We start from the raw sequence: 25,015 nt of genomic DNA, 5'->3' as shown, positions 1-25,015 counted from the left end.
TTTTAATAAGTGAATAACTAGAAAACAAATCGGCCCCCAACATTTTAGATATGTCTACAATGTTGGGGGCCTTTCAATATCAAATCAATCACTTTCCACTTTACTTCATTCGGGTAATGTACTCTTCCCTTCAAATGAAAAACACCTCCGTTGAATTGACATACTTAGTATGCGAATTCAGGAGGTGTTTTTTTCATGTGCCATTATTCGAGTTCACTTCATTATAATGGCGTATTTTCTAATCAATTATTATTTTCTATTCTTTATTTCCTCTTCAATACTTGCCGCAAATACATCTAGCGAAACAACATCCGACTTCTCTTCCCCATATTTTCGTACATTTACTGCTGTGTTTTCCATTTCTTTATCCCCTATTACAAGAACATAAGGAATTTTTTGCATTTGTGCTTCTCTTATTTTATACCCTAATTTTTCATCACGCATATCTTGCTCAACACGAATTCCAGCTTGTGCTAATTTATCTACAACCTCATTTGCGTATTGTTCATGTACTGCATTTGAAACTGGAATTACCTTCACTTGAACTGGTGCTACCCATGCTGGGAACGCGCCTCCAAAGTGCTCAATTAATATTGCTAAAAAGCGGTCTAAAGATCCTAAAACTGCTCGGTGAATGACAACTGGTCTTCTCTTTTCATTCTTCTCATCTATATAATTTAAATCGAATTTCTCTGGCATTTGGAAATCAAGCTGAATTGTACCGCACTGGTGACTTCTATTTAAAGCATCTTTAATATGGAAATCAATCTTCGGTCCATAAAATGCGCCGTCACCTTCATTTAGTCGATATTTATAATTCAATGAATGTAATACATTTTCTAATGCGGCTTCTGCTTGCTCCCATAACTTATCATCACCCATTGAATCTTCTGGACGAGTAGACAGCTCTACTTCATACTCAAATCCAAAAGTTTTATATACGTAATCAATTTGCGCCGTTACGGATTTAATTTCATCTTCAATTTGTTCTGGTGTTACAAATAAATGAGCATCATCTTGGCAGAAAGTACGAACTCTTAATAATCCGTTTAATGCCCCGCTAAATTCATGTCGATGCACTTGACCGAACTCACACATGCGAATTGGTAATTCACGATAAGAATGCAATTTATTTTTAAACATAAGCATATGTCCTGGGCAGTTCATCGGTTTTAATGCAAAACTTTTATTGTCTACTTCTGAGAAATACATGTTGTCCTTGTAATGCCCCCAGTGTCCTGATTTCTCCCATAATTCTTGGTTCATCATAAACGGAGTGCGTACTTCTTGATAATTGTACTCTTTTTGAATTTCTCTTAAAAATGCTTCTAATTCATTGCGAATAATCTGTCCTTTCGGCAAGTAAAACGGCATTCCTGGAGCCTCTTCTGAAAACATAAATAACTCTAATTCACTACCTAACTTACGATGATTTCTCTTTGCTGCTTCCTCAACAAAATGTAAATATTCTTCTAATTCTTTTTGAGAAGAGAATGCAACACCATAAATACGCTGAAGCACTTGATTGTTACTATCGCCTCGCCAATATGCACCAGAAACATGAGTTAATTGGAAGGCTTTCAAATAGCCTGTTGACGGTAAATGTGGTCCTCTACATAAATCTACAAATTCACCTTGTTTATATAGTGTTACACTTTCCCCATTAGGAATTGCTTCTAAAAGTTCTAATTTCAGGTGATCGTTCATTTCTTTAAACAGTTTTTTTGCCTCTTCTCGCGAGACCTCAACTCGTTCTATTTTTACATTTTCATTTATAATCTTTTTCATTTCTTTTTCGATTTTCGGTAAATCTTCTACGTTTACACTACTCGGAAGATCCATATCATAATAAAATCCATTTTCAATGATTGGTCCTACTCCAAGCTTCACATTACCATAAATTCTTTTCACAGCTTGTGCTAATATATGTGCAGCAGAATGTCTTGCAATTTTTACCCCTTCATCTGAATCCATAGTAATGATTTCTACTTCCGCATTTTCTTCAATATTTCGGCGTAAATCAAAAGACTGATCATTAACTTTTCCTGCAACTGCTTTCTTTTTTAAACTACTGCTAATCGAACTAGCAATTCCTTCTAAAGTAATGCCTTTCACAAATTCTTTAACGCTACCATCTGGAAATTTAATTTCAATCATCTGTTCTTTCATTTTTCATCTCTCCATTTCATAATAAAAAGCACACTCATCCCTAAAATAGGGACGAGCGTGCTTATACCCGTGGTTCCACCCAGATTCCCATCACAATATGCAATGGCTTCTTTTACGGTAACGTCGTTTACACGGCACTAGATACTTAATTTCCCCAGTGCAGCTCTAAGGTGGTAAGTTATTTTTCTGCGTTAGGAAGTTCTCAGCTTTCCTTCCTTCTCTGTATAACCGGGTAAAATAACTCGTGTCCTTTTCTTCGCTTATTATGAAATTGAATGCAAAAAAGCATATTCATCCCTAAAATAGGGACGAATATGCTTATATCCGTGGTTCCACCCAGATTCCCATCACAAAATGCAATGGCTTCCTTTGCGATAACGTCGCATACACGGCACTAGATACTTAGTTTCCCTAGTGCAGCTCTAAGGTGGTAAGTTATTTTTCTGCGTTAGGAAGTTCTCAGCTTTCCTTCCCTCTCTGTATAACCGGGTAAAATAACTCGTGTCCTTTTCTTTGCTTTTAAAAGTACATCCATTAATTGTTATTTACTTTATCTTATTCATTTTATTTTTGCAAGTGTTTAAAAAAGATATTTTATTTAATAAAAAAAGAAACCAAAAATAAATTTTTGATTTCCCCTTCTCAATTTTACCAATCTTGTGGTTCGTAATTTAAGTCTGAAAATAGACGTCTTTTCTCTTTCTTCGATAAATCTCTCCACTGCCCAACTGGTAAATTATTCAATTCTATATTCATAATTCTCGTACGTTTTAACGTGTATACTTGATAACCTAAAGCTTCACACATACGGCGAATTTGACGATTCAACCCTTGTGTTAAAATAATTTGGAACTCATATTTTGATAACTGTGTTACTTCACAAGGAAGTGTTTTTGTTCCTAAAATTTTAACACCCGCTGCCATTTTCTCTAAGAAATCAGGTGTAATCGGCTTATCTACTGAAACGATATATTCTTTCTCATGCTTGTTTTCAGCACGTAAAATCTCATTAACTATATCGCCATCATTCGTTAATAAAATTAAACCATCTGAGTCTTTATCGAGACGTCCAATATGACTAATTCGTAAAGGATGATTCACTAAATCGATAATATTACCTTTTACTGCTTTTTCACTTGTACATGTAATACCTACTGGTTTATTTAAAGCGATATACACATGGTCTCGAGCAATACGAAGTTGCTCTCCATTTACTCGTACGTCATCACCTGGATTTACTTGGTCACCAATTTTTGCAACCTTACCATTAATAATTACTTTTCTTTCGTTAATTAACTTATCTGCTCCACGTCGAGACGCTTTTCCAGCTTCACTAATAAATTTATTGATACGCAAGTTAGGCACATCCTTTTCATAAAAAATTTCAAGCTCACACTGCTTCTACCGTACAATACAAAAGGGTAAGCCTCCTATTATAACTTAAATATATTAACATGAAAGGGTATATGACGTCTTCACTTAATTACATGTTTACACGAAAATAATTGGTCTTCTTTTCCTTTTCACCTCAAACTGTTTAGCAGTCCATAGATTAACCCTTGAATATATCATCATTTATTTACTTTTTTCATAGATAATATACCGATATAAGTTTGATTAATGATGCCTAAATAACTCACAATATGTGAAAAACAAAAAAGAATCCTTTTGAAAATAATCAAAATGGATCCTTCTTCAGCTAAAATTGTGCTAGCTTTTATACAAAAGGGTTTTTAATAATTATAACCTTTAATTGAAAACATCATTCAATATCGTTCAACAAACAAGATAATTTCGAAATCCCCTAATTTTTTACGCTTCAATATTTTCTTCACATACTCCAAAAAGAAGCCCTTGATTATCTATACAATAAGCAAAGTAACCCATATTAGGAATAGCGGTTTTAGGTACAACTACTTGTCCACCATTTTCAATGACTTTATTTATGTACTCATCAACTGAAGGTACTTCAATCGAATTAGTCGTTCTAGTAGCACCATCAGGTGATTTCATTAATCCACCATCGATACCAGGTCGATTGCTTTCACCCGTTATAATGAACCAATAGTCATGTGGCCCAGGCATTTTTTCAAACTTCCATCCAAAACTATTTGTATAAAATTGAATAGCTTCTTCAGGGTTTGGGACTTGCAATTCAAATCTTAAAACTTTACTCATTTAAATACCCCCTCTTATTCTTGTACAAAGCAATTATACAAGAATAAACGTTCTTAATCGATTTTTTCGAAACTAGCTACTCTAATAAATTCTAACTTTATTTAGAAGTGGCAACAGACCATTCTTCCTTCCGAATAACTCTCTTCCCATTTATATTTTCAACATAATCATTTACATTTGCTAACTGATATAACGCAGGAAAAATTTCTTTCATATAACGTTCATGTGCTATTTCATCTTGCCAATACGCTAATACTATGTAACGATTTTCAGTCTTTAAAGACTTCCCTACAACTCCACCTAATATCCCTTTTGCATTTTCCATTCCTTTATTCCAAATTGTTTCTTGCGCATGTAAAAAGTATTTTTCTTTCCCTTCCCCCACATCGCAAATTGCAACTCTTACAAATGAACCTTGTGCAATTACGTCTTTCAAAGAAATTTCTGTTATATCATACAACGTTTGAAACATTTCAATATTGCAGGAAGTATATGTGCCTTCTTGATTACTATTAAAAAAAATTGTATCATGGGCGTCATTCATGAATGATTGATATGCATTTCTATCTTTCCATAAAGTATACACACATGCTTCATCTTCATTCCACCCACCAAATTGTCCATAGAATCCGTCTAAATATTGTAAATCACGCCATTTTTCTTGCGCATCAGAAAACAATTCCCTTTTCTCTTCTTCCACCTTGCAAAATATTGTTTTTAATAGCATTTCTATTCCCCCTTTTGATATGATACGATCCATTTCCCACTTGCAATACTTTCTACTTTTCCGCCTACACTAACATTAATTTTACTCGCTACTTTTTCAGCTTGTATATGTATTAAAGAAGGCCTGTTTATTTCATATCCTTGTTCAACACGCATATCTACCTTTTCTGTTCCAAAATAACGATATTTTAGAAGATACGCTGCTAAACATTCGTTTGAGCTTCCTGTTGCCGTATCCTCTGGGATTCCATAGTAATCTGCAAAATTCATTTCTTTTGCTACTGTCTGCATTTCCTCACTGGAAACTTCCTGATTTTCCATAAACACTGCAAGTTGATTCCCTGTATACTTACCTCGTGAGAAGACATCTACAATATAAAAATCCAAATCCCTCACTCATCTACTTTACTTCAATACCTTTTGTTTACATAACAAAATTATGATGAATTAAAAACGGATATTCTTCAAATAATCCACCGCTCTTTCTATCAACCAATTACCAAAGGTATCTAAAAACGATAAAATTTCTTCTATATCTTTTATAGGCTCAATTACATATTGTAATGCCTTCCTCATATTCTTTTTTTGCTCGGAAAAATGCTTACTAAATAGTGCATACGCTGGGTATAAGTCCCTGGAATAAAGCCCTTCTCTATCAATTGTTAATGCTAGACCGGCTCTGATTATTATTTTCATAATCCACCGACAGCAATCCTCTATATCATCCTCGTCTTGATTATGAATTAACTCTTTGTGTGCTTGTTCAATTTGTTTCCGCAAATGAATGAGATGTTCATACGCTATCTCCTGACTTACTTTATATTTAGGTAAAAATAATTTTACGTCTTCACCCAATATACACACACTATGTGTTTGAATCATAAATCCTATAAAAGAAAAATCCTCTGAGTTTATTACTTCTTTTTCACTATAAAAACTTAACTCCACTCCTGATATACAAGTAAACTGCTGTGTAATTTGGACTTCTAGCTTCTTTCTCCAGCTTAAGTTTATTGCCTTAGGGTCCTTTTGAACTAAAATAATCATATCTACGTCTGCAATACCTTCTATTCCAATCCCTCTTGGAATAGAACCTCTTATATAAACACTATGCAAATCATCCCGTAACAATTGACAACAAGTATCCTTTATTTCTTGTATTACCTCCCAAAACACAGGCTGAATTTTATTCAAATGTGCATCGTTTATAATAAATCCTTGATCATCCACAGGACAAAAACGCCCTATTTTTTTTATTCTTGGCAATTTATCAACTCATTCCCCTTCAAAATATTGTTTTACTCCCCATATTACACATATTATAATTCGAATAATTCAGAATTAAAAACAAAAAAATAGGACGTAAACACTCCTATAGGGTCGTTTACGTTCTATCTCTTTTATCATCATTCATTTTTCAAATACATAATAACTATTCTGTTCGGAATCATGTGATACAGTTATAACTTCATTATCCTGGTAAATATGTATTTCTGACATTGATATCAGAAATCCTTAAGCTACAGTAACTACAATAAAACTTACTAAAATAACTAATAGATATGTTAGTATTCGTAGGAGTGCACCACTTCAAGTTTAGATAAGTAACAGATAGTTCAAGATACTACGTTTAAATTGATAATCTACATAAAATCAGCATCCTTCAAATTATTCCGCATATCTTTCCATATGCTGTCTATATAACTTCCACCCATCCATTTCTTTCTTAAAAACTTCCATCGCTAAAACAGATGCTATTTTTTTATCCTGCAAATAAAACTCTACAATAGCAGATAATATCAGTTCGTTCTCCATTCTTAAACTATGTGTTAAGTCTTTATATTTCCAATAAGGATTTTGTCCTTCATAACTTTTTAATGTTTCAATATTATCTTCTTTATATGTATCGCCTCGGTATACCTCATAGTCTCTATCACTGTAATACCCAAAGTAACCTATAAAATCATTTGATACCCAACTATTTATTTTTTCAATATTACCAGCATTTAAATCTTTACGATATTCCTCTACCGCATGTAAAGCTTCGTTCCTCATAGAATATATCTCCTTATATTTTCTTATATCATTTTTATATTCTCTTCTATATAAAATTCCCCTTCATAATATCGTTCAAACTTCAATTTTTAATATATAAAAAGCCATAAACAAATTAGGAAAGCCTCATTGTTTATGGCTCATTCTATTTACTTTTCAAATAAATAATAAGTAATCTCTCCCGGATAATGTAATACAGTTACTTTCCGATCCCCTTTTTTAAAACTAACAGTATGTCCGTTTTCCCCTAAGTTCTCCCATCCGGTTGCCTCCGTAATAGGCATAACACTTATATATTGATAATTCCCTTCATTATCATCATTAACATGTATTGCTGACATTGGTATTGGAAAATCTTCAATTTTGGATTCTTTGTTCATATATATGAGTGCAAGTAAACCAACTAATAACATAGCTGTTGAAATATTTGAAACTAGTTTTTTTCTGTTCATTTCCACTAAAAATCCCCTTTTCTCACATATTACTTTCAACATTTTACCTATTTTAATTATTTACGTATATAAAAATTGTAATTCAAACCACTACTGCTTATATTCTCTACCTTCAATAACATTATTGTTGTATATTGTAATTATAAGTTTCTTATTTTTGGAGGCGTTGCACATTGAAGAAATTGTTTTTTAATAAATGGATGGTTGTAATTTCTATTTTTATCATTTCCATTACCATTTTCTACACAATTAAAGATAAAAATAATAACAAAAAAGTAACCATAGAAACAGTTGATACAAAAGCATTCAAAACTAAATTACAACCTAAAATTAAGGAATTGACTACTAATTATAATGACATTATCGAAAAAGATTGGTTGCCTGCCTGGGAAGAGATTAACACGAACGGAGATTCAGTGGATAGCAATAAACTATTAATTACAATGAGTGCAGTTTCCAAACAATATGAAACAATTATGAACGAAATAGACACGATAAAAATCTAAGAAAACATAACGGATATACATATACAAAAACAACTAATCCAATTCAGAACTCAGTTTAAATCCGCATCAAATTACATGAAAAATGCAGCAGATTTAATTATTGATAAATACAATAATTCTACTCCAACCAATGAAATAATTGAAAATACAAAACAGGCTTTAGGGCTTGCCGATCAACATATTGTCATTGCTTTATCTACTTTAAATGAAGTTAAGGATAAATTAGGAATTTCTAAAAAATAAAACTGTTTACTATTTCAAAATAAAAAATGATTGCATTTCACTAATTGTATATCTATAATGTTTTTATTGATTCTATACACAATCAATGCGTTTAAGTTTTGAATTTTATAATTCGGATGAACCATTCAGGAGAAGGTCTATTGATCTACCGACGGGGCAAAAAGTTGTAATACCAACTTTGAAACTCTCAGGTCTTGGTTACAAGTAGAACTGCATGGGGACGAATCTCTGGAGAGACTCCCTCTCGCTTTTAATAGCGCGGAGGAAAAAGAGCGCCGAAGGAGCAAATCCGCTAATCTAGCGGATAATCTCTCAGGTAAAAAGGACAGAGACAAGCGAAAGAAAATGCCGATTTGTATCGGTTTATTTTTCTATTCCTTGTTTCTCCAGAGACCATTTCATTTCCTTGAAGTGGTTTTTATTTTTTCTAAAAAAGGAGAATACAGATGGAGACAGTAAGTAAAGTATTAGAACAAATTAATCAGTATGTGTGGGGGTTACCAACTTTGTTGCTACTCGTTGGAACTGGTATCATTCTCACAGTGCGCTTAAAAGGTTTACAGTTTAGTAAACTAATATACGCTCACAAACTAGCTTTTAAAAAATCAGAGGATACATCATCTTCTGGAGATATTAGTCACTTTCAAGCACTGATGACAGCTATGGCTGCAACGATTGGTATGGGAAATATAGCGGGTGTCGCAACTGCTGTAACAATTGGTGGACCCGGCGCAATCTTTTGGATGTGGATTACTGCTTTATTCGGAATGGCAACAAAGTATGCCGAAGCAATCCTTGCGGTGAAATACCGTGTTAGTAATGAAAATGGTGAATACTCCGGTGGACCAATGTATTATTTAGAACGTGGTTTAGGGAAAAAGTGGCTGGCTGTTTTATTCGCTATATTCGGCACAGCTGCATCTTTCGGTATCGGTAATATGGTGCAATCTAATTCAGTTGCAGAGGCAATGCGAATCAACTTCTCTTTCCCCCCTGCTTTAACTGGTATATTCATGTCATTTTTAATCGCTATTGTTATTTTAGGCGGTGTAAAAAAAATCGGGAAAGTGACGGGATTTATCGTTCCTATTAAAGCTTTCTTTTATATAATTGCTGGTCTTATTATTATTTTCTATCACTTTGATCAAATTCCAGAAGCATTTTCACTTATTTTTTCTGGTGCATTTCAAGGTACAGCAGCCGCTGGTGGTTTTATTGGAGCGACAGTTGCATCAGCTATTCAAATAGGAATGGCGCGTGGTGTATTTGCGAACGAAGCTGGTTTAGGTAGTGCTCCTATTGCAGCGGCTGCAGCAAAAACAGATTCACCTGCAAAACAAGCTTTAGTTTCTATGACTGGTACTTTTCTTGATACATTTATCGTCTGTACAATTACAGGACTTGTATTAATTACAACAGGTGCATGGAAATCTGGTAAAACCGGAGTTGAAGCTACAACATTAGCATTCCAATCCGTATTCGGTACTGCTGGTAGTATGATTCTCGGTATCGCCATTATATTATTCGCCTACTCTACTATTTTAGGATGGTCGTATTACGGTGAGAAGTGTGTAGCTTATTTATTTGGACAAGGTGCTGTACGATATTATAAAGCAATCTTTATCGTTATGATTGCTATTGGAGCTAATTTAAAGTTAGGTGTTGTATGGACATTTGCCGATATCGCGAATGGGCTTATGGCGATTCCAAACTTAATTGGTCTAATTGGATTAAGTGGTGTAGTTGTCGCTGAAACAAATCGGTTTTTACAAGCAGAGAAATTAAAAAAACACAATAAAAAACAGGCAAGTTAATGTTTGCTTGAAATAAAATCAGTTCAAATTTCATTACAAATATCGATTGTATATAGAATAAACCCACACATTTTGAAAAATGATTGTTCAAAATATGTGGGTTTTAATTATTGTCCACTTAAACAAACACAACTGTTAGTTTAAGAATATCCCTTCATGATTAACATAAATAACACTTTCTTTAAACAGTATAACTTTATTTTAAAGTCACAGTTAATCTATCAAAAAAGGAATGACTCATATATAATGAGCATTTTTTTTTTCAAACTATATTACTCCCCATCCTTCTGAACCATATGTAAATAAAGTACAAAATCCATCATAGTTGACGAAGCATCGCTGTTATATTCCCTCTATGATATGTACAATGATTTACGACGTGTGGTACTAGCTCTAAAATTGAAGTTTCTAATTTCCCTACATAAGGGTTCTCAATAGCAAATACAGCATTTACTTCTTTTAGTGTATTTAGAAATTCTTTATACTGATTTGCCATATTTATAAACATTTTTTCTAATTCATGTAACGACTTGTTTTTGTAGTTTTTCACGATTTTATATTGCCTCAATCATACTTTTACCATGTAATATGTGTAAACATACGTGATCGGTAATATAAATATGTAAAAAAGTATCCTTAATTGAGGGGAATACACTCTGTATCTGTTCATTAAAAATTGTCTCATAGTTTGGTAACTCTTTTAGTCGGTTGAATAATCGTGTATTAGCTCAAGCATGGTAATTAAACTGTTTTAACATGTAATCTTTCAATCTAAATCGTCTCCTTATTGTATGAAACGAATGTTTTGCTTCTTCATTTCCGATTCTCTATCAGCTTTTACAATCCCTTTTTCATTCATTTCATGTTTATTTATAGTTTTATATTTTACATACGTATAAAATTCCGCTTTAAATGGAAACGGTGTAATTTGAATTGTTTCTTCATCCACCCATTCAGCTTGAATAGGCTTCTCCCCCTTACTATTAAACATTTCTGTTCCTTCAAAACCATCTTTAAATAAATCAATTTCATCTTTCTTTTTTACACCAGGTTTATTCATACATACATATAAAGAAAGTTCATCACACAACTTTAATAATCTATAATGTTTATCGAACATCGCATATCGTTCATTTGTTAGCGTTTTCAAAATTCTTTTTTGTCGTTCTAATTCATGTTTATAAAAAGACATCATCTCTTCATCTTCCTCATTTAATGGAAATGATAAAAAGTGCTTACTACAAAGTAGCGCCCCGTATGGATTAGAATCTTCAATTTCATTCAAACCAATCGTATAAAAAACAAAGCGTAATGAACTTGGACAATCCATAAATGTATATGGAATATTTTTAGCATCATTCAAAATTGGTACTTTATCAAGCTCTATCCATCCTCTGTCATGCTCATATATTGCATCAACTGTTTCTTTTAAATATGTTTTACCTTCAAAAAATTCTTCTTTTATATGCTTTGCAATCTCTCCAGCTAAAAAACCATGATCATGTTGACGAATTAATATACTTTGTTTCTCATTCTTTTCACGAAAAATCATCTGTATACTCCCCCTCATCTTCATATTATAGCTTGTCGTATGCATCAATTCTTAATAAATCCCTTTTAATTTGCAGGGATTCAGTTTCTTTCAACGAAATTAACATTAATATACAGCATTCTTTCTAATCACAAAGTTAGCCTTATCTTTACTATCCATTATACTAAAACATTCTTTCTAAAAAATTTTTATGAGGTGAAAACATGAATAAAACAGAATTAATTAAAAATGTGGCACAATCAGCTGATATTTCTCAAAAGGACGCTTCTGCAGCTGTACAATCTGTATTTGACTCAATTGCCACTGCATTACAATCTGGCGATAAAGTTCAACTGATTGGCTTTGGAACTTTTGAAGTGCGTGAAAGATCTGCTCGCACAGGTCGTAACCCGCAAACTGGAGAAGAAATTCAGATTGCAGCTGGTAAAGTTCCAGCATTTAAAGCAGGTAAAGAATTAAAAGAAGCTGTTAAATAAACAAGAAACCAGCCTATAAAATGGCTGGTTTTTTTGTTTATTTCTTATTTAAGTACTTCCTTTATATTCTCTGCATGATAAACTTCACAAATATAAAATATACATTTGCAATTACTTACAATTTGATATTTTCTAGTTGGATACACATTTGCCGCTACCGAGCATCCATCAAACAACTCGATAATATTTCCAGAAGGCTGATACCCTTCGTATAATACGTTTCTTCTTACTTCCATCTTTTCTATAAGCTTTTCAACTGGAATATTTTCACTCTCTAATTCACTCTTTATCGTGTCCGGTAAAAACGAAGTGTCCGCAAAAATTAGATTTTCAGATAACACCTTGCCTTTATAACTAACATTAGATACACGATAAAGAAATGTTCCGTTTTTATCAAAGAAATTCTTTGCTTCTTTCGGAATGTACTGCCTATCCATTACTTCTTGTTCTAGAACATCAAATTGAACTGTATCATTCAAAAGCTTTTCTAAAGCAAGAATAGATGATGTATCTCTAGAAAATAAAATATTTTTAATTGCTTGTACATTATAAGTTAATTCACTTTTTCTATTTTCCGCCACTAACATGAGGAACACCTCTTCTATAAAATATTTTATTAAATTGATTTATAATTTAATAGCGATACCGCGTCTAACTGCTTAATTTCAGTTACTTCTTTACTAAATATTGCAATGGAAGCCATATAATCTAAACTAGGTCTTACATCTTTTATCCTTGTATTTTCTGCTAACTCTTGTCTATCCTTAAAAACCAACAATTTAGGAGGATCATTTGGAGCTGATACAGTAATTTCTACTGGTGGAATCAATAGCCCTTCACCTGTCGCTTTCAGCACTGCTTCTTTTCGAGTCCAATATGTTAAAAATCCTTCTAGTCGCTGCTCATTAGGTAATTTCATAACTTGTGCTATTTCAATGTCTGTTAATACGCCCTCTGCCATTTTCATCACGTCTACATTTGGATTCATTTGTTCAATATCAACGCCGACAGATGCAGATTTTGTAAATGCAACGACAACCCACTCACCCGAATGTGAAACTGATAATTGTGGCATACCTTCTGGTAATTGCGGCCTACCATGTTGTAACTTACATACTGGGCACATTCGATCAATCGGCACTTGAACTGGTGACATGGAAAGTATCTTTCCAAGGACTATTCTACTAATTACGCAACCTATTATAAAACGTGCACGATCTGCCGAATGATGATATGAATTTGCTTTCTCTCTCTCTACATCATTTAGTAAATTGTAATGCCATGATTGTAAATCTGAAATTCTCGCCCACCATATTTGACAATCATTCTCATTCAAAGTTGGTATAGAATCTACAACTTTACTTTCTATCATGTAAACTCTCTCCTTTTAAATGCCAATATCACTTTATTTCAAAAGAGTATTAACATGCTACAACTTATTCATTTACAACTTCTTTCTCTTTTTGTAATACAGATAACGGCTTTTTATTCTTCTTTGACATTACTTCTTTATCAGAAATACGTAAAGAAAATAGTAATGCTAGAAGTAAAAATATTGCCGATCCAATTAATGCTGCTTGATATGGCAAGAAATCGGCTGGAGCATCATTTTGTACACTATTACTTCCAAATCCAGATAGTATACTAGCTAAAACAGCAACTCCTATTGCAGATCCTAATCGATTTTGCACATTGAATATAGTAGTTGCTCTCCCCATAGAAGGTGGTGTGATATTGTTAAATGCAGAAAATTGAACTGCACCGACAGATTGACCTAAGAAAATACCTATGCCAAACAATAGTGCCCGTATTTGCCATGGATTCGTATCGTGATTTACAAAACTTAATAAAACAAATATAACCGCTGTACTTATTAATCCAATAGAGATTACCTTTCGAGCTCCTAATTTCTTATATGACCATGGCGTAATCTGTGAAGAAATCATTAATCCAATCGCCTCTGGGAATGTCGTAAGACCTGATTCCAGCGCGGAAACTCCGATTACTTTTTGATACATAAGCGGAAAAACAAATAACATTCCTAGTAAACCAGCAGATGAAAACAAGGATATGAGACTCATTTTTCTAAAAACTGGTTCTTTTAATAAGCGTAAATCTAACATCGGTTGCTTTACTTTCAGTTCTACAATAATAAACAATGTAATGAACAGAATCCCAGCTATCCCAGTGCTTATTATTTCTGGAGAAATCCAACCTTTTGATGGTCCTTGGCTAAGTGCATAGATTAGCATCGCAAAACCTGGTGCTGAAAGAACAAAACCGAGAGAATCAAAACGACCAGCTGATTTTTCAATATGCTCTGCTAAAAATAGAAGTCCAAATAGCAACGCAATGATACCAAACGGCAGATTAATATAAAATGCCCAGCGCCAAGACATTTGATCTACAAAGAAACCACCAATAATTGGTCCAATCGCTGGTGCTACAGCAATTGGAAGTACAATGAACCGGGAAATCTTCGGTCTTTCCTCTGGTGAAAATGTTCGGAATAACATCGCCATTCCGACCGGTGTTAAAAGCCCTCCACCAGCACCTTGAATGATACGGAAAATATTTAATGAAGTAATATCGTTAGCCATTCCGCATAAAGCAGAGGCAATTGTAAATACGAAAAGAGCAATTAAAAATACTCTTTTCGTACCAAAGCGATCTCCTAACCAACCAGAAATCGGAAGGAAAACAGCTAAACTAACTAAATACCCAACATTTACTGTTCCCATTGCAGATGGGGGCACTTGCAGTTCTTTGCTTATCGTTTGCAGTGCTACATTCACAATCGTTGCATCCATCGCAGCCATAAACATCGCTGTTATATAAACGATGCTTACAACTACTTTTGGATTTATTTTTGCTTTCATTATCGTTTTCCTACTAATGTTTTTTCGCTAACTTGATTACTTTTTGGATTCAAATCTTTCCAGTTACATTCAACATATTCTAAGCAAACTTGTCTGCTAGCTTCTTCATGTACGACATTCCATCCAATAGGTACATCGAGAAAGGCCGGCCAGAGAGAATACTGGCCCTCCTCATTCATTAATACTTTATATGTGTAATTATCATTTTCAAATGGATTCGTCATACTCTACTTACCCCTTTCTTATTCTGCAAATATTTCGCTAGCACTTGTCCAATTTCTGTAAGCGGCCCTGGCTGACATAAATCCTTATGTCTACAATCAATATCATGTTGCACGATATCTCCATCTAAATAATTTAGCCATGTATTTGGAGAAATAGGATCAAACCAGTCTGGTATAACAGTAGATCTAAAGAATAAAATATCCCCGTTATAAACTTTCGGTACATATTTTCCTAACAACCCTACCGAATTTACATATGTTTCTTTCAAGTTCAAAATAGTCTCTTCTTCAAGACTTGCTAATGCACTTCCATCTTTACGAAGTATTGCAACCGCACTTTCCATAGTAAGTGGTTTACCCTCCATGTTATCTGGATCATATCCACCTAAAGCAAGTAATGCGATTAACGCTTCTTCTTCAGTAGGCGCTTCCGTATTCGGTAAGAAGTGACCAGGATAAGAATCGAGCATAACGAGTAATTCTACTTCTTCTCCTTCATTTTGTAGTTGCGCCGCCATTGCATGAACAACATTTCCTCCAAGCGACCAACCAAGCAAACGATATGGTCCGTGAGGCTGTACTTCACGAACATGTTTTAAATAATCCGCCGCCATTTCCTCTAAGCTTTTTGGAAGTTCTTCATTTTTAGCGATACCACGCGCTTGTACACCATAGATTGGATAATTTGTTCCTAAAGATTTCATAAGTCCTGCATAGCACCAACTTAATCCACCTGCTGGGTGTACACAAAATAGTGGTAATTGGTCTCCGCTTGCTCGTAATGGAAGTAACACATCAAGTGCACTTTGCCCATTTCCCATTTCAAGTCTTTCAGCAAGACCTGCAACAGTAGGTGCTGCAAATAAAGTTCCGATATTCAGTTCAGCTCCAAGTGCCTCTTTAATACGACTCATAAGCTGCACAGCAAGAAGTGAATGACCACCAAGATCAAAGAATCCGTCATCAATTCCAATTTGAGACACACTTAAAACTTCTGTAAACAAGTCACATAACATTTCTTCTTGCGGTGTTCTCGGTCCGCGGCTAGAAGATGATGCAATAAATTCTGGAGCTGGCAATGCCTTTCTATCTAATTTACCGTTTGGAGTTAAAGGTAACTCATTTACTACTACAAAAGCGTATGGAACCATATAATCTGGCAAACTACCTCCAGCATGCTGACGCATTTCATTCGTATCAATCGTTTCATTATTTGATGCGACGATATAAGCAACTAATCGTTTATCCCCTGGTTGATCTTCTCGGACAATAACGGCTACTTGTTCAACTTTATCGTGTTTCATTATGACCGCTTCTATTTCCCCTAATTCAATTCGGAATCCACGAATTTTAATTTGATGATCTGCACGTCCTATATAATCTAACGTCCCGTCTTGACGCCAGCGAGCTAAGTCTCCTGTACGATACATTCTTGTACCAGGTTTACCAAATGGATCTGCGATAAAGCGTTCAGCAGTTAATCCAGCTCTTCCTAAATATCCACGAGCTAGTCCAGCACCTGCAACATACATTTCTCCAACTACTCCTGGTGGCACTGGTTGTAAATAGTTATCTAATACGTATACTTTAAGATCTGGTATACTGCACCCGATTAAACTATTTGCTCGTAAAGAAACGATACTCTCATCTAACTCAATATAACTAACATGTACCGTCGTCTCCGTTATACCGTACATATTAATAAGTTTCGGTGCGTTATGAGGATGGCGACTATACCAATCCTCTAATCGACTTAGTTCAAGTGCTTCTCCGCCAAAAACAACATATCGTAAAGATAATTTTTGACCAATCTTTTCATTTTCACGATCTGCTTGCATCAATTGATAGAACGCTGATGGAGTTTGGTTTAAAACTGTAACCTTTTCCTTAACAAGAAGCTGTAAAAATTCTTTCGGCGAGCGACTTACAGTATGTGGTACTACAACTAAACGCCCTCCATATAATAAAGGTCCCCAAATTTCCCAAACCGAGAAATCAAAAGCGTATGAATGGAACATCGTCCACACATCGTCTGCGTCAAATTGGAACCAATGATCAGTTGCTCCTAAAAGTCTTACTACATTTTGATGAGGTATCATAACCCCTTTCGGTCTACCTGTTGAGCCTGACGTATAAATAACGTAAGCAATATGTGAAGGAGATAACGGCTTCATACGCTCCATTTCATCAATATTGTCTTCACTATATTTCTCAATTTCTTCTATTACGTTCACATCATCAATTAAAATCTTTAGTGCCTCATCACATTCAATTTCCACATCTAAATTTGTTAAAACACATGATGGTTTCGCATCGTGAAGCATAAATGAAATACGATCTGACGGGTACTCTGGATCTAATGGAAGATAACCTGCTCCTGCTTTAAGAACCGCAAGTAAACTCACAACCATATTTAAAGATCTCGGCATCGCTAAAGCAACGAGTTGATCAGGACCGATTCCTTTTGCTATTAACGAACGAGCTATTTTATTCGCTTTTCTATTTAACTCTTCATAAGTTAGCTTTTCACCTTCAAAGACGACAGCAATAGAATTTGGATTTACATGAGCCTGCTTTTCAAATAATTGTGGCAATGTCATTTCAGGCACAATTTGAAAACCACCATTCCACTTTTCTAAAACTGTATTTCGCTCTGCTAAAGTTAATATTTCTAATCTACCAATTGATTGATCCGGATGTTTCGCTGCATCATCTAATAATAGAATGAATCGTTCTATTATTTTTTGAACCGTTTCACGTTTATATAAATCGGTACTAAACTCTAACAATCCGTGTAAGCCGTTTGGAGTAGCATCAACTCCATTACTCTCGCTAATTTCAAATGTTAAATCAAATTTTGCAGAACCAACACTTTGAATTTCAAGGCTCGCTTCTAAATCCGGGACATCAAACGTCGCTTCAGGCGTATTTTGGAAAGCTAACATAACTTGAAACAGCGGATGACTATTTCGGGTACGTACTGGGTTTAACACTTCAACGAGTCGTTCAAATGGAACATCTTGATTTTCATAAGCTGCAAGATTTACCTGCTTTACTCTATTTAATAATTCTTTAAAACTTGGATCTCCTGATGTATTTGTACGTAACACTAATGTATTTACAAATAAACCTACTATATTTGATAGCGCATCGTCATTTCTTCCGGCAATCGGACTTCCAATTGGTATATCGGTTCCAGCACCTAATCTTGTAAATAGTGCACTAAGTCCCGCTTGCAGCACCATAAACAAACTAACTCCATTTTTACGACCAAGCTCTACTAACCTACTATGCATACCTTCATCTATATAAAAATGAATTGTTTCCCCGCGATAACTCGTTTCCACTGGACGCTGATAATCTGTAGGCAACTCCATTTGATCTGGTAAACCTTGTAGTGCCTCTTTCCAAAAGTCTAATTGTGTTGAAATAAGACTTTCTGGTGTCGTTTCGTCACCTAGTAGTTGCTGTTGCCAAAGTGAATAATCTGCGTATTGAACTGGAAGGGTTTCTAATTGAGCACTATCACCTTGACATCGTGCTTTATAAGCTAGTGTAAAGTCTCTCGTTAACGGTTGTAATGACCATCCATCTCCTACAATATGATGTAAAAGAATTAGTAAAACATGTTCGTTATCACTCACTTTAAAAAGTTGTAAACGAACTGCTGGCTCAACATCAAGATTAAAGCTATGTCTTACCGCCTCTGAAAGCATACTTTCTAATTCATCTTTACATGTTTTTGTTATAATCATTTCTAGATTTAAGTTTTTCATATCTAAAATTTTCTGATAGGAACTACCTAATACGTTAGGGAAAATTGTTCTTAGTGTTTCATGTTTCTTCACTACATCATAAAAGGCACCTTGCAGTGCTTCCTCGTTCAATTTTCCAGACATACGAATGACTAACGGAATATTATAAGTAGGACTTGGACCTTCTAAACAATTTAAGAACCATAACCTACGCTGTGCAAATGAAAGTGGAACTTCATTTGGTCTACTTACTTTCTTAATAGCTGGCCTTGCGCTTTTTGCACGATCCAATTGTTTCGCTAATTCAGCAACTGTTGGCGATTCAAATAGTTTTCCAATTCCTAATTCCACACTTAACGTTTCACGAATTCTTACCATTAGACGAGATGCAAGAAGCGAATGGCCACCCATTTCAAAGAAATTATCATCAATGCTAATTCGCGAAACACCAAGTACTTCTGCAAATAAATCACATAGTATTTCTTCTTTCGGATTTCTAGCAACTCTCTCATTGTTCATTCCATTAAAATCAGGAGCAGGTAATTTCTTTCTATCAACCTTACCATTTGGTGTTAACGGTAATTCTTCTAGCACAATAAATGCTGATGGTACCATATAATTCGCTAAACTTTCTGAAACATAAGAGCGAATTTCTGCAAGATGAATCGTTTCCTTCTCTTCAGCAACGATATACGCAATAATCCGTTTATCATTTGGATGATCTTCTCGTACCATTACTACCGCTTGTTGAACATTTTCATGTCGTTGTAATACCATTTCTATTTCAGCTAATTCAATTCGGAAACCACGAATTTTAATTTGATGATCTGCTCGGCTCACGTACTCTAGCACACCGTCGTTACGCCATTTCACAAGATCACCTGTGCGATACATACGCTTCCCTGGTTCTCCGTATGGATTTGCAACAAATCGTTCAGCCGTTAACTCCGGTTTTCCTAAATATCCGTTCGCAAGTCCTTCTCCTGCAATATATAATTCACCGATAACTCCTGGTGGAACAGGTTGTAACCCTGCATCCAAAACATACACTTCTGTATTCCAAATTGGTCTTCCAATAGGAGGTATACCATTTTCACTTTCATCAATGTTCATGAAAGTAGACCAAATAGTCGTTTCAGTTGGTCCATATAAGTTAGTTATAGAGCAACCTAATTCTTTTAATGTATTTGCTACATGTGCCGGAAGAGCTTCACCACCAACAAGTACGTTTAGCCTTTGTAACCTCTCTGGATATTCAGTTATTAACGCCTGCCAGAGCGTCGGTGTAGCTTGCATAATTGTCGCTCTTTCTTCTTGTAACAATGTCGTTAACGCAGAAGGCTCTTGGATTACTTCTTTTTGTGCAATTGTTAAACTTGCACCACTAATAAGAGGTAAATAAATTTCTAGAGCAGAAATATCAAACGCAAACGTTGTAACTGCTAATAAATGATCGTTTTCATTTAATGAAAACATATCTTTCATAGCTAATAAGAAGTTACTTAAACCTTTCATAGTAACAATTACACCTTTTGGATTTCCGGTTGATCCTGAAGTATAAATTGTATACGCTGGGTTTAAAAGTGATTCATCATTTTTAAATGGTAGATTCATATGAGAATATGTTTTTAACGCTATTTTCGTTTCTTCGCTATCTAATATGATTTTTTTAATATCATTTTCTATAACTAAAGTAGATGAAACAGATGAATGTGTTATGATACAAACTGGATTTGCATCATTTACTATATAATGAATTCGCTCGGCTGGATATTCTGGATCTATCGGTAAATACGCTGCACCAGCCTTTAGAACTGCTAGCATACTAACTACCATTTCTATTGATCTTGGAAATACTAAGGCTACAAACTGATTTGCTTGTATTCCTTCTTCTACTAAATAGGTTGCTAATTCATTCGCTCGTTCATTTAGCTCTTTATACGTAAGTTTTTTCCCGTTACAAGTAACTGCTATTTTATTTGGATTTTTTTGTACTTGTTTTTCAAATAATATAGGTAGATTAATTAGCTCTTCAGCTTTCTTCGTTTCATTCCATTCCAATAAAACTTTATGATTTTCTTCAGGAAGAGTAATGTTTATTTTTCCAATTGGCTCGTCTTTATGATAATTATTTATCACTAATTCAAATAGATTCATAAATCTTTCTTTATGCAATGCTAGTTCCGTGTCGCTATAAACTTCCGGATTCGCATCAAAATGAATCATTAACTCATTTTCATCGAAGCGCTTATATACATTTATCGATAAATCATCGACAGGTCCTGCTGATAAATTATGTGTAATACCACGATTTCCAGCAAAGTTAAACCCATAATCAAAAGGCATAACATTCACTAACGGTCCAAATAACCTTTGATTTTCACCTAGTAACTTTAAGTCTCTTCTTAATTCCTCATGACGGTATTTATGATGACGACGTACATCTCGAATTTCTTTAGAAACTTGCTGTATGAATTCCGCAAGAGTTATATTTGGAGCTATAGTGAGACGAAGTGGAACTAAATTCATTACCATGCTTGGTGTATGAATAGATACAGAACCAAGACGCCCCATCATCGGTAAACCTAAAACAATATCATTTGCACCTGTTAATTTATGCATATAAATACTTGTTACGGCTACAATAAATTCGGGCCAACTCGTTAACGAAATGTTTATATCTTCTAGTAAAGTTTTCGTATTAGCATTTGATAAATAAGCGGTTTCTCGTAAAAATCCATTTGATGTTCTCGGCGCTCGTTCTGCCAAACTTACAACTTCCGGTTCATCTGCAAACTTCTCTAACCAAAAAGTACGATCTTCCTGAAATTGTTTAGATCCACGATACTCATTATCTTCTTGTACAATTTTTGCAAGAGAGCCAAATTGCTTTTCATTCTTATTTGTTTCTTCTATAAGTGATGTATACTCATTGGCTACCTTTTGGCTAAGAAGTGAAAACCCATAGCCATCCATCACAATGTGATGGATGCGCTGATACCAAAAGAAACGATTATTTTCAACTTGAATAAGTGCTTCAGTAAATAATTTATCTTCTTTTAAATTTACCGGTATGGATAAATCATTTTTCATCCATACCTTGGCAGCTTCTTCAGGATTTTCTTCTTTACGGACGTCAATAAAATGCATATAAAACTTTGACGATCCCTCAATAACTTGCCATGGGCCAATTTCATCCTCTTCGAAACGAACATGAAGTGCCTCTGCTTCCGTTATAACTTTACGTACAGCTAACTCGAAAATTTCTTGATTAATCGTTCCGTTTATTTCTACATATTCCCCAGTATTATAAATCGGATTAAGCGGATCTAATTGCTGCGCAAACCACATACCAGATTGTGCAGACGATAACGAATGACGAGTCTTTTGACAATTAGACATTCTTTACTACCCCTTTATTATGTAGTCTATTTGTTACAACACCTGTGCTGCTTGTGAAGATAGTAAACTGTACCAATCGGCAACAGTTGGACGTTCTGCTAAATCTGCAAAAGTGATTTCTTTCCCTTCGCGACGCCACTTCTCTACTAAACTCATAATTCTGACCGAATCAAGTCCTCTATTTAATAAATCTTCATCAACTTTAATACTCTCTACTGGCTCACGAAGTAGTTGTGCAACTAGTTCGTGCACTTCCTGTAAAGTGATCCCTTTACTCTCATCACCTTTTACACTTTGTAAATCTTTTAATATTAAGTTTGTTGATGTCGTTACTGCACATCTATTAGATGCATAATGCAATGCTTGTTTATGATGCTCTAGTGAAAAATCAGCTACTCCATCTGCTACAAAAAATGGCTCTATACCATCCATAAATGCTTCACAAGCTGTTAAAAGGCAGCCAATATGCGCATAAATACCGCAAATAATAAGTTGATCTCGTCCTTGTTCATTTAAAATTTCTAATAGATTCGTCTTTTTAAATGCACTATATCTCCATTTTGTTAGGAATATATCATCCTCATCAGGAGTAAGTTCATCGACAATTTTCTTTTTATCCGGTCCAGCGGGAATACCATCACCCCAAAAGTCTTGTAATAACCCTCGTTGTTCTAACGTTTGTCCACCAGGTTGTGCTGTATAAACTACTGGTATGCCAAGTTCCTTACATCTTTCTCTTATCACCTTAATATTTGAAATTAGTTCTACTTTTGGCGATTCTTTATCGCTATATGCATCAAGAAAATATTCTTGCATGTCATGGATTAGAAGAACCGCACGTTTCGGATCTGGCGTCCAATTCACTTTATTTTTTGGTAGTTCTGATTCAATTGGCATTTTATATACTGAAATAGATGGGATAGCCATCTAATCACTTCCTTCCGATTTTAATAGTTTTTTATCGTTTTACTGTAATAAGTTTTTCAGTAATTACTTTACGTAATTCTTTTTTGCTTACTTTTCCAACACCTGTTTGCGGGAATGATTCAATAAATTCAATTCGATCTGGAATCTTATAAGCCGCTATACCGCGTTCTCTTAAAAACGTTTTTAATTCACTTACAGTTGGAGCTTGTTCACGAGCTATAACAAAAGCGCAAGTACGTTCTCCTAAATAATCGTCAGGCATAGATACAATTGCTACATCATGTACTGCATCATGTGCTAATAGATGATTTTCAACCTCTTCCGCAGCAACCTTCTCACCACCACGATTAATTTGATCTTTGTCTCTTCCTTCTACAATGATGTAACCTTGTCCATTTACTTTTACAAGATCACCTGTGCGATAAAATCCATCCTTTGTAAATGATCGTGCATTATGCTCTTCTGCTTTATAATAACCACGAATTGTATATGGACCTCGTGTTAATAAACTACCTACTTCACCAGGTTTTACATCGTTATCATTTTCATCAACAACCCTTACTTCATCGAATGTAGACATCGGTCTACCTTGTGTATGAATAATGATTTCTTCAGGGTCATTTAGTCTTGTGTAATTTACTAACCCTTCTGCCATACCAAACACTTGCTGTAACGTACATCCAAATGTAGGGCGAATGCGCTTTGCAACTTCGGCACTAAATTTCGCACCGCCTACTTGAATAACCTCTAAGCTTGATAAATCGTCATTACGAGAAGATGCAGCATCAAGCCATATCATTGCTAATGGTGGAACGAGAGCGGTAATCGTAACTTTTTCTTTTTCTATAAGTGCAAATGCCTCATCTGGACTCCCTCCAGTTGCCAGCACTACTTTTCCACCCGCATAGAAAGTTCCAAATGTCCCTGGGGAACTCATCGGGTAATTGTGTGCTACTGGAAGAACTGCCATATAGACACTTTCTGCATTTAAATTACAAATTTCAGCGCTAACACGTAAACTATAAATATAGTCATCATGTGTTCTAGGAATTAATTTAGAAAGTCCTGTTGTCCCTCCTGATAATTGGAGAAATGCAACATCACTTGGCTGAACTTCTGGTAATGGAACGGGATCCATATAAAGTTCATTTATACTCACAAATTCTTCTTCTTCCCCTACTACGATTACATGTTGTAAAGTAGGCACTTTTTCTTTTACTTCTCTTGCTAGTTTTCGGTAATCAAAGCCAAGAGCCTTATCTGAAATAACGTAAGCACTCGCCTCACCAAACTCGCAAAAATAACTAATTTCACTACTTCGATGTGAAGGTAATGAAAAAATAGGAATTGCTCCAATTCGAAATAGCGCAAAACATATTTCGAAAAACTCTATAATATTAGGTAACTGGATTACAACTCGGTCCTCTTTCTTTATTCCTAAATTCAGTAAACCTGAAGCTAAGCGATCTACCTTTTTATCAAACTCACTATACGTTATATGCGTATTACCGCTTACAACTGCAATCTGATTTCCATGTTTTTCAGCACGCTCTCTTAACACTCCGCCAAATGTTTCACCAAGCCAACACCCTTCTTCTCGGTAACGATCGGCAAATTCTTTTGGCCATTCCGTATAACCTGTTAACATTCTTTCTTC

Annotated in this window: 18 protein-coding genes, 2 pseudogenes, 1 riboswitch and 2 other annotated features; of the genes and pseudogenes, 3 read left to right on the top strand and 17 right to left on the bottom strand. The window is 34.8% G+C overall.

The genetic code is table 11. The annotated features are described in order from the left end of the window. Positions 1-249: 249 nt before the first annotated feature. The 8 genes from thrS to BAU27_RS15955 all read right to left on the bottom strand — a co-directional run bounded on the left by thrS (position 250) and on the right by BAU27_RS15955 (position 7,622). Positions 250-2,169 carry a threonine--tRNA ligase gene (gene thrS / locus BAU27_RS15995; RefSeq protein ID WP_071771426.1) on the bottom strand — a complete coding sequence of 640 codons (1,920 nt, stop codon included), beginning with the start codon at positions 2,167-2,169 and terminating at the stop codon, positions 250-252. Between the two features lie 44 nt (positions 2,170-2,213). Continuing rightward, positions 2,214-2,435: a binding site (T-box leader), on the bottom strand. 35 nt (positions 2,436-2,470) lie between these two features. Continuing rightward, positions 2,471-2,692: a binding site (T-box leader), on the bottom strand. A 125-nt stretch (positions 2,693-2,817) separates the two neighbouring features. Continuing rightward, the gene (gene rluF / locus BAU27_RS15990) at positions 2,818-3,525 is read right to left on the bottom strand and encodes a 23S rRNA pseudouridine(2604) synthase RluF (RefSeq protein ID WP_071745554.1); all 708 of its coding nucleotides are present in this window, start codon (positions 3,523-3,525) and stop codon (positions 2,818-2,820) included. A gap of 456 nt (positions 3,526-3,981) precedes the next feature. After that, on the bottom strand, positions 3,982-4,347 hold the full coding sequence (locus BAU27_RS15980; RefSeq protein ID WP_071771425.1) for a VOC family protein: 366 nt from the start codon (positions 4,345-4,347) through the stop codon (positions 3,982-3,984). A gap of 97 nt (positions 4,348-4,444) precedes the next feature. Further along, positions 4,445-5,074 carry a YdbC family protein gene (locus BAU27_RS15975; protein ID WP_071771424.1) on the bottom strand — a complete coding sequence of 210 codons (630 nt, stop codon included), beginning with the start codon at positions 5,072-5,074 and terminating at the stop codon, positions 4,445-4,447. Positions 5,075-5,076: 2 nt separating this feature from the next. Then, the gene (locus BAU27_RS15970) at positions 5,077-5,460 is read right to left on the bottom strand and encodes a PhzF family phenazine biosynthesis protein (protein WP_083596038.1); all 384 of its coding nucleotides are present in this window, start codon (positions 5,458-5,460) and stop codon (positions 5,077-5,079) included. Positions 5,461-5,520: 60 nt separating this feature from the next. Continuing rightward, positions 5,521-6,339, bottom strand: a complete 819-nt coding sequence (locus tag BAU27_RS15965; protein WP_071771423.1) for a nucleotidyltransferase — start codon at positions 6,337-6,339, stop codon at positions 5,521-5,523. Positions 6,340-6,741: 402 nt separating this feature from the next. Next, positions 6,742-7,128: a DUF4440 domain-containing protein gene (locus tag BAU27_RS15960; protein ID WP_071771422.1), complete on the bottom strand. Its 387-nt coding sequence runs from the start codon at positions 7,126-7,128 to the stop codon at positions 6,742-6,744. 149 nt (positions 7,129-7,277) lie between these two features. Beyond that, complete coding sequence (locus BAU27_RS15955) at positions 7,278-7,622, bottom strand: hypothetical protein (RefSeq protein ID WP_071745549.1); 345 nt, start codon at positions 7,620-7,622, stop codon at positions 7,278-7,280. Between the two features lie 131 nt (positions 7,623-7,753). Here BAU27_RS15955 and BAU27_RS15950 point away from each other — a divergent pair. Continuing rightward, positions 7,754-8,329, top strand: a pseudogene (locus BAU27_RS15950) (hypothetical protein). Between the two features lie 218 nt (positions 8,330-8,547). After that, positions 8,548-8,668, top strand: a riboswitch (glycine riboswitch). A gap of 107 nt (positions 8,669-8,775) precedes the next feature. Next, positions 8,776-10,143: an alanine/glycine:cation symporter family protein gene (locus tag BAU27_RS15945; RefSeq protein ID WP_071745547.1), complete on the top strand. Its 1,368-nt coding sequence runs from the start codon at positions 8,776-8,778 to the stop codon at positions 10,141-10,143. A gap of 272 nt (positions 10,144-10,415) precedes the next feature. Here the strand turns inward: BAU27_RS15945 and BAU27_RS31880 are convergent. Further along, positions 10,416-10,913: pseudogene (locus BAU27_RS31880) on the bottom strand (DinB family protein). Positions 10,914-10,927: 14 nt separating this feature from the next. After that, on the bottom strand, positions 10,928-11,695 hold the full coding sequence (locus BAU27_RS15935) for a DUF3891 family protein (RefSeq protein WP_071771421.1): 768 nt from the start codon (positions 11,693-11,695) through the stop codon (positions 10,928-10,930). A 203-nt stretch (positions 11,696-11,898) separates the two neighbouring features. Between BAU27_RS15935 and BAU27_RS15930 the strand changes: the two genes are divergently transcribed. Further along, on the top strand, positions 11,899-12,171 hold the full coding sequence (locus BAU27_RS15930) for an HU family DNA-binding protein (protein WP_071745545.1): 273 nt from the start codon (positions 11,899-11,901) through the stop codon (positions 12,169-12,171). Between the two features lie 44 nt (positions 12,172-12,215). Here the strand turns inward: BAU27_RS15930 and BAU27_RS15925 are convergent, their stop codons facing one another. The 7 genes from BAU27_RS15925 to BAU27_RS15895 all read right to left on the bottom strand — a co-directional run bounded on the left by BAU27_RS15925 (position 12,216) and on the right by BAU27_RS15895 (position 25,006). After that, positions 12,216-12,758: a cold-shock protein gene (locus tag BAU27_RS15925; protein ID WP_071745544.1), complete on the bottom strand. Its 543-nt coding sequence runs from the start codon at positions 12,756-12,758 to the stop codon at positions 12,216-12,218. A 29-nt stretch (positions 12,759-12,787) separates the two neighbouring features. Next, positions 12,788-13,543 (bottom strand): 4'-phosphopantetheinyl transferase Sfp, encoded by a 756-nt coding sequence (sfp, locus tag BAU27_RS15920; RefSeq protein ID WP_071771420.1) that lies wholly within the window; start codon positions 13,541-13,543, stop codon positions 12,788-12,790. 64 nt (positions 13,544-13,607) lie between these two features. Continuing rightward, positions 13,608-15,050 carry an MDR family MFS transporter gene (locus tag BAU27_RS15915; RefSeq protein WP_071771419.1) on the bottom strand — a complete coding sequence of 481 codons (1,443 nt, stop codon included), beginning with the start codon at positions 15,048-15,050 and terminating at the stop codon, positions 13,608-13,610. Continuing rightward, positions 15,050-15,274, bottom strand: a complete 225-nt coding sequence (locus BAU27_RS15910) for an MbtH family protein (protein WP_071745541.1) — start codon at positions 15,272-15,274, stop codon at positions 15,050-15,052. Before BAU27_RS15910 ends, BAU27_RS15915 begins: the two co-directional genes overlap by 1 nt. Next, a complete protein-coding gene (locus BAU27_RS15905; protein WP_071771418.1) occupies positions 15,271-22,431 on the bottom strand; it encodes an amino acid adenylation domain-containing protein in 7,161 nt (2,386 codons plus the stop codon). Before BAU27_RS15905 ends, BAU27_RS15910 begins: the two co-directional genes overlap by 4 nt. Positions 22,432-22,464: 33 nt before the next feature. After that, positions 22,465-23,358 (bottom strand): isochorismatase family protein, encoded by an 894-nt coding sequence (locus BAU27_RS15900; RefSeq protein ID WP_071771417.1) that lies wholly within the window; start codon positions 23,356-23,358, stop codon positions 22,465-22,467. Between the two features lie 31 nt (positions 23,359-23,389). Beyond that, positions 23,390-25,006: a (2,3-dihydroxybenzoyl)adenylate synthase gene (locus tag BAU27_RS15895; protein WP_071771416.1), complete on the bottom strand. Its 1,617-nt coding sequence runs from the start codon at positions 25,004-25,006 to the stop codon at positions 23,390-23,392. Positions 25,007-25,015 lie beyond the last annotated feature (9 nt).

Origin of the sequence: Bacillus sp. NH11B, from assembly GCF_001884205.1 — a bacterium.
In the GTDB taxonomy this organism is placed as follows: domain Bacteria; phylum Bacillota; class Bacilli; order Bacillales; family Bacillaceae_G; genus Bacillus_A; species Bacillus_A proteolyticus.
Note: the sequence above shows the minus strand (reverse complement) of the source record. Positions and strands in the feature narration are given on the sequence as shown.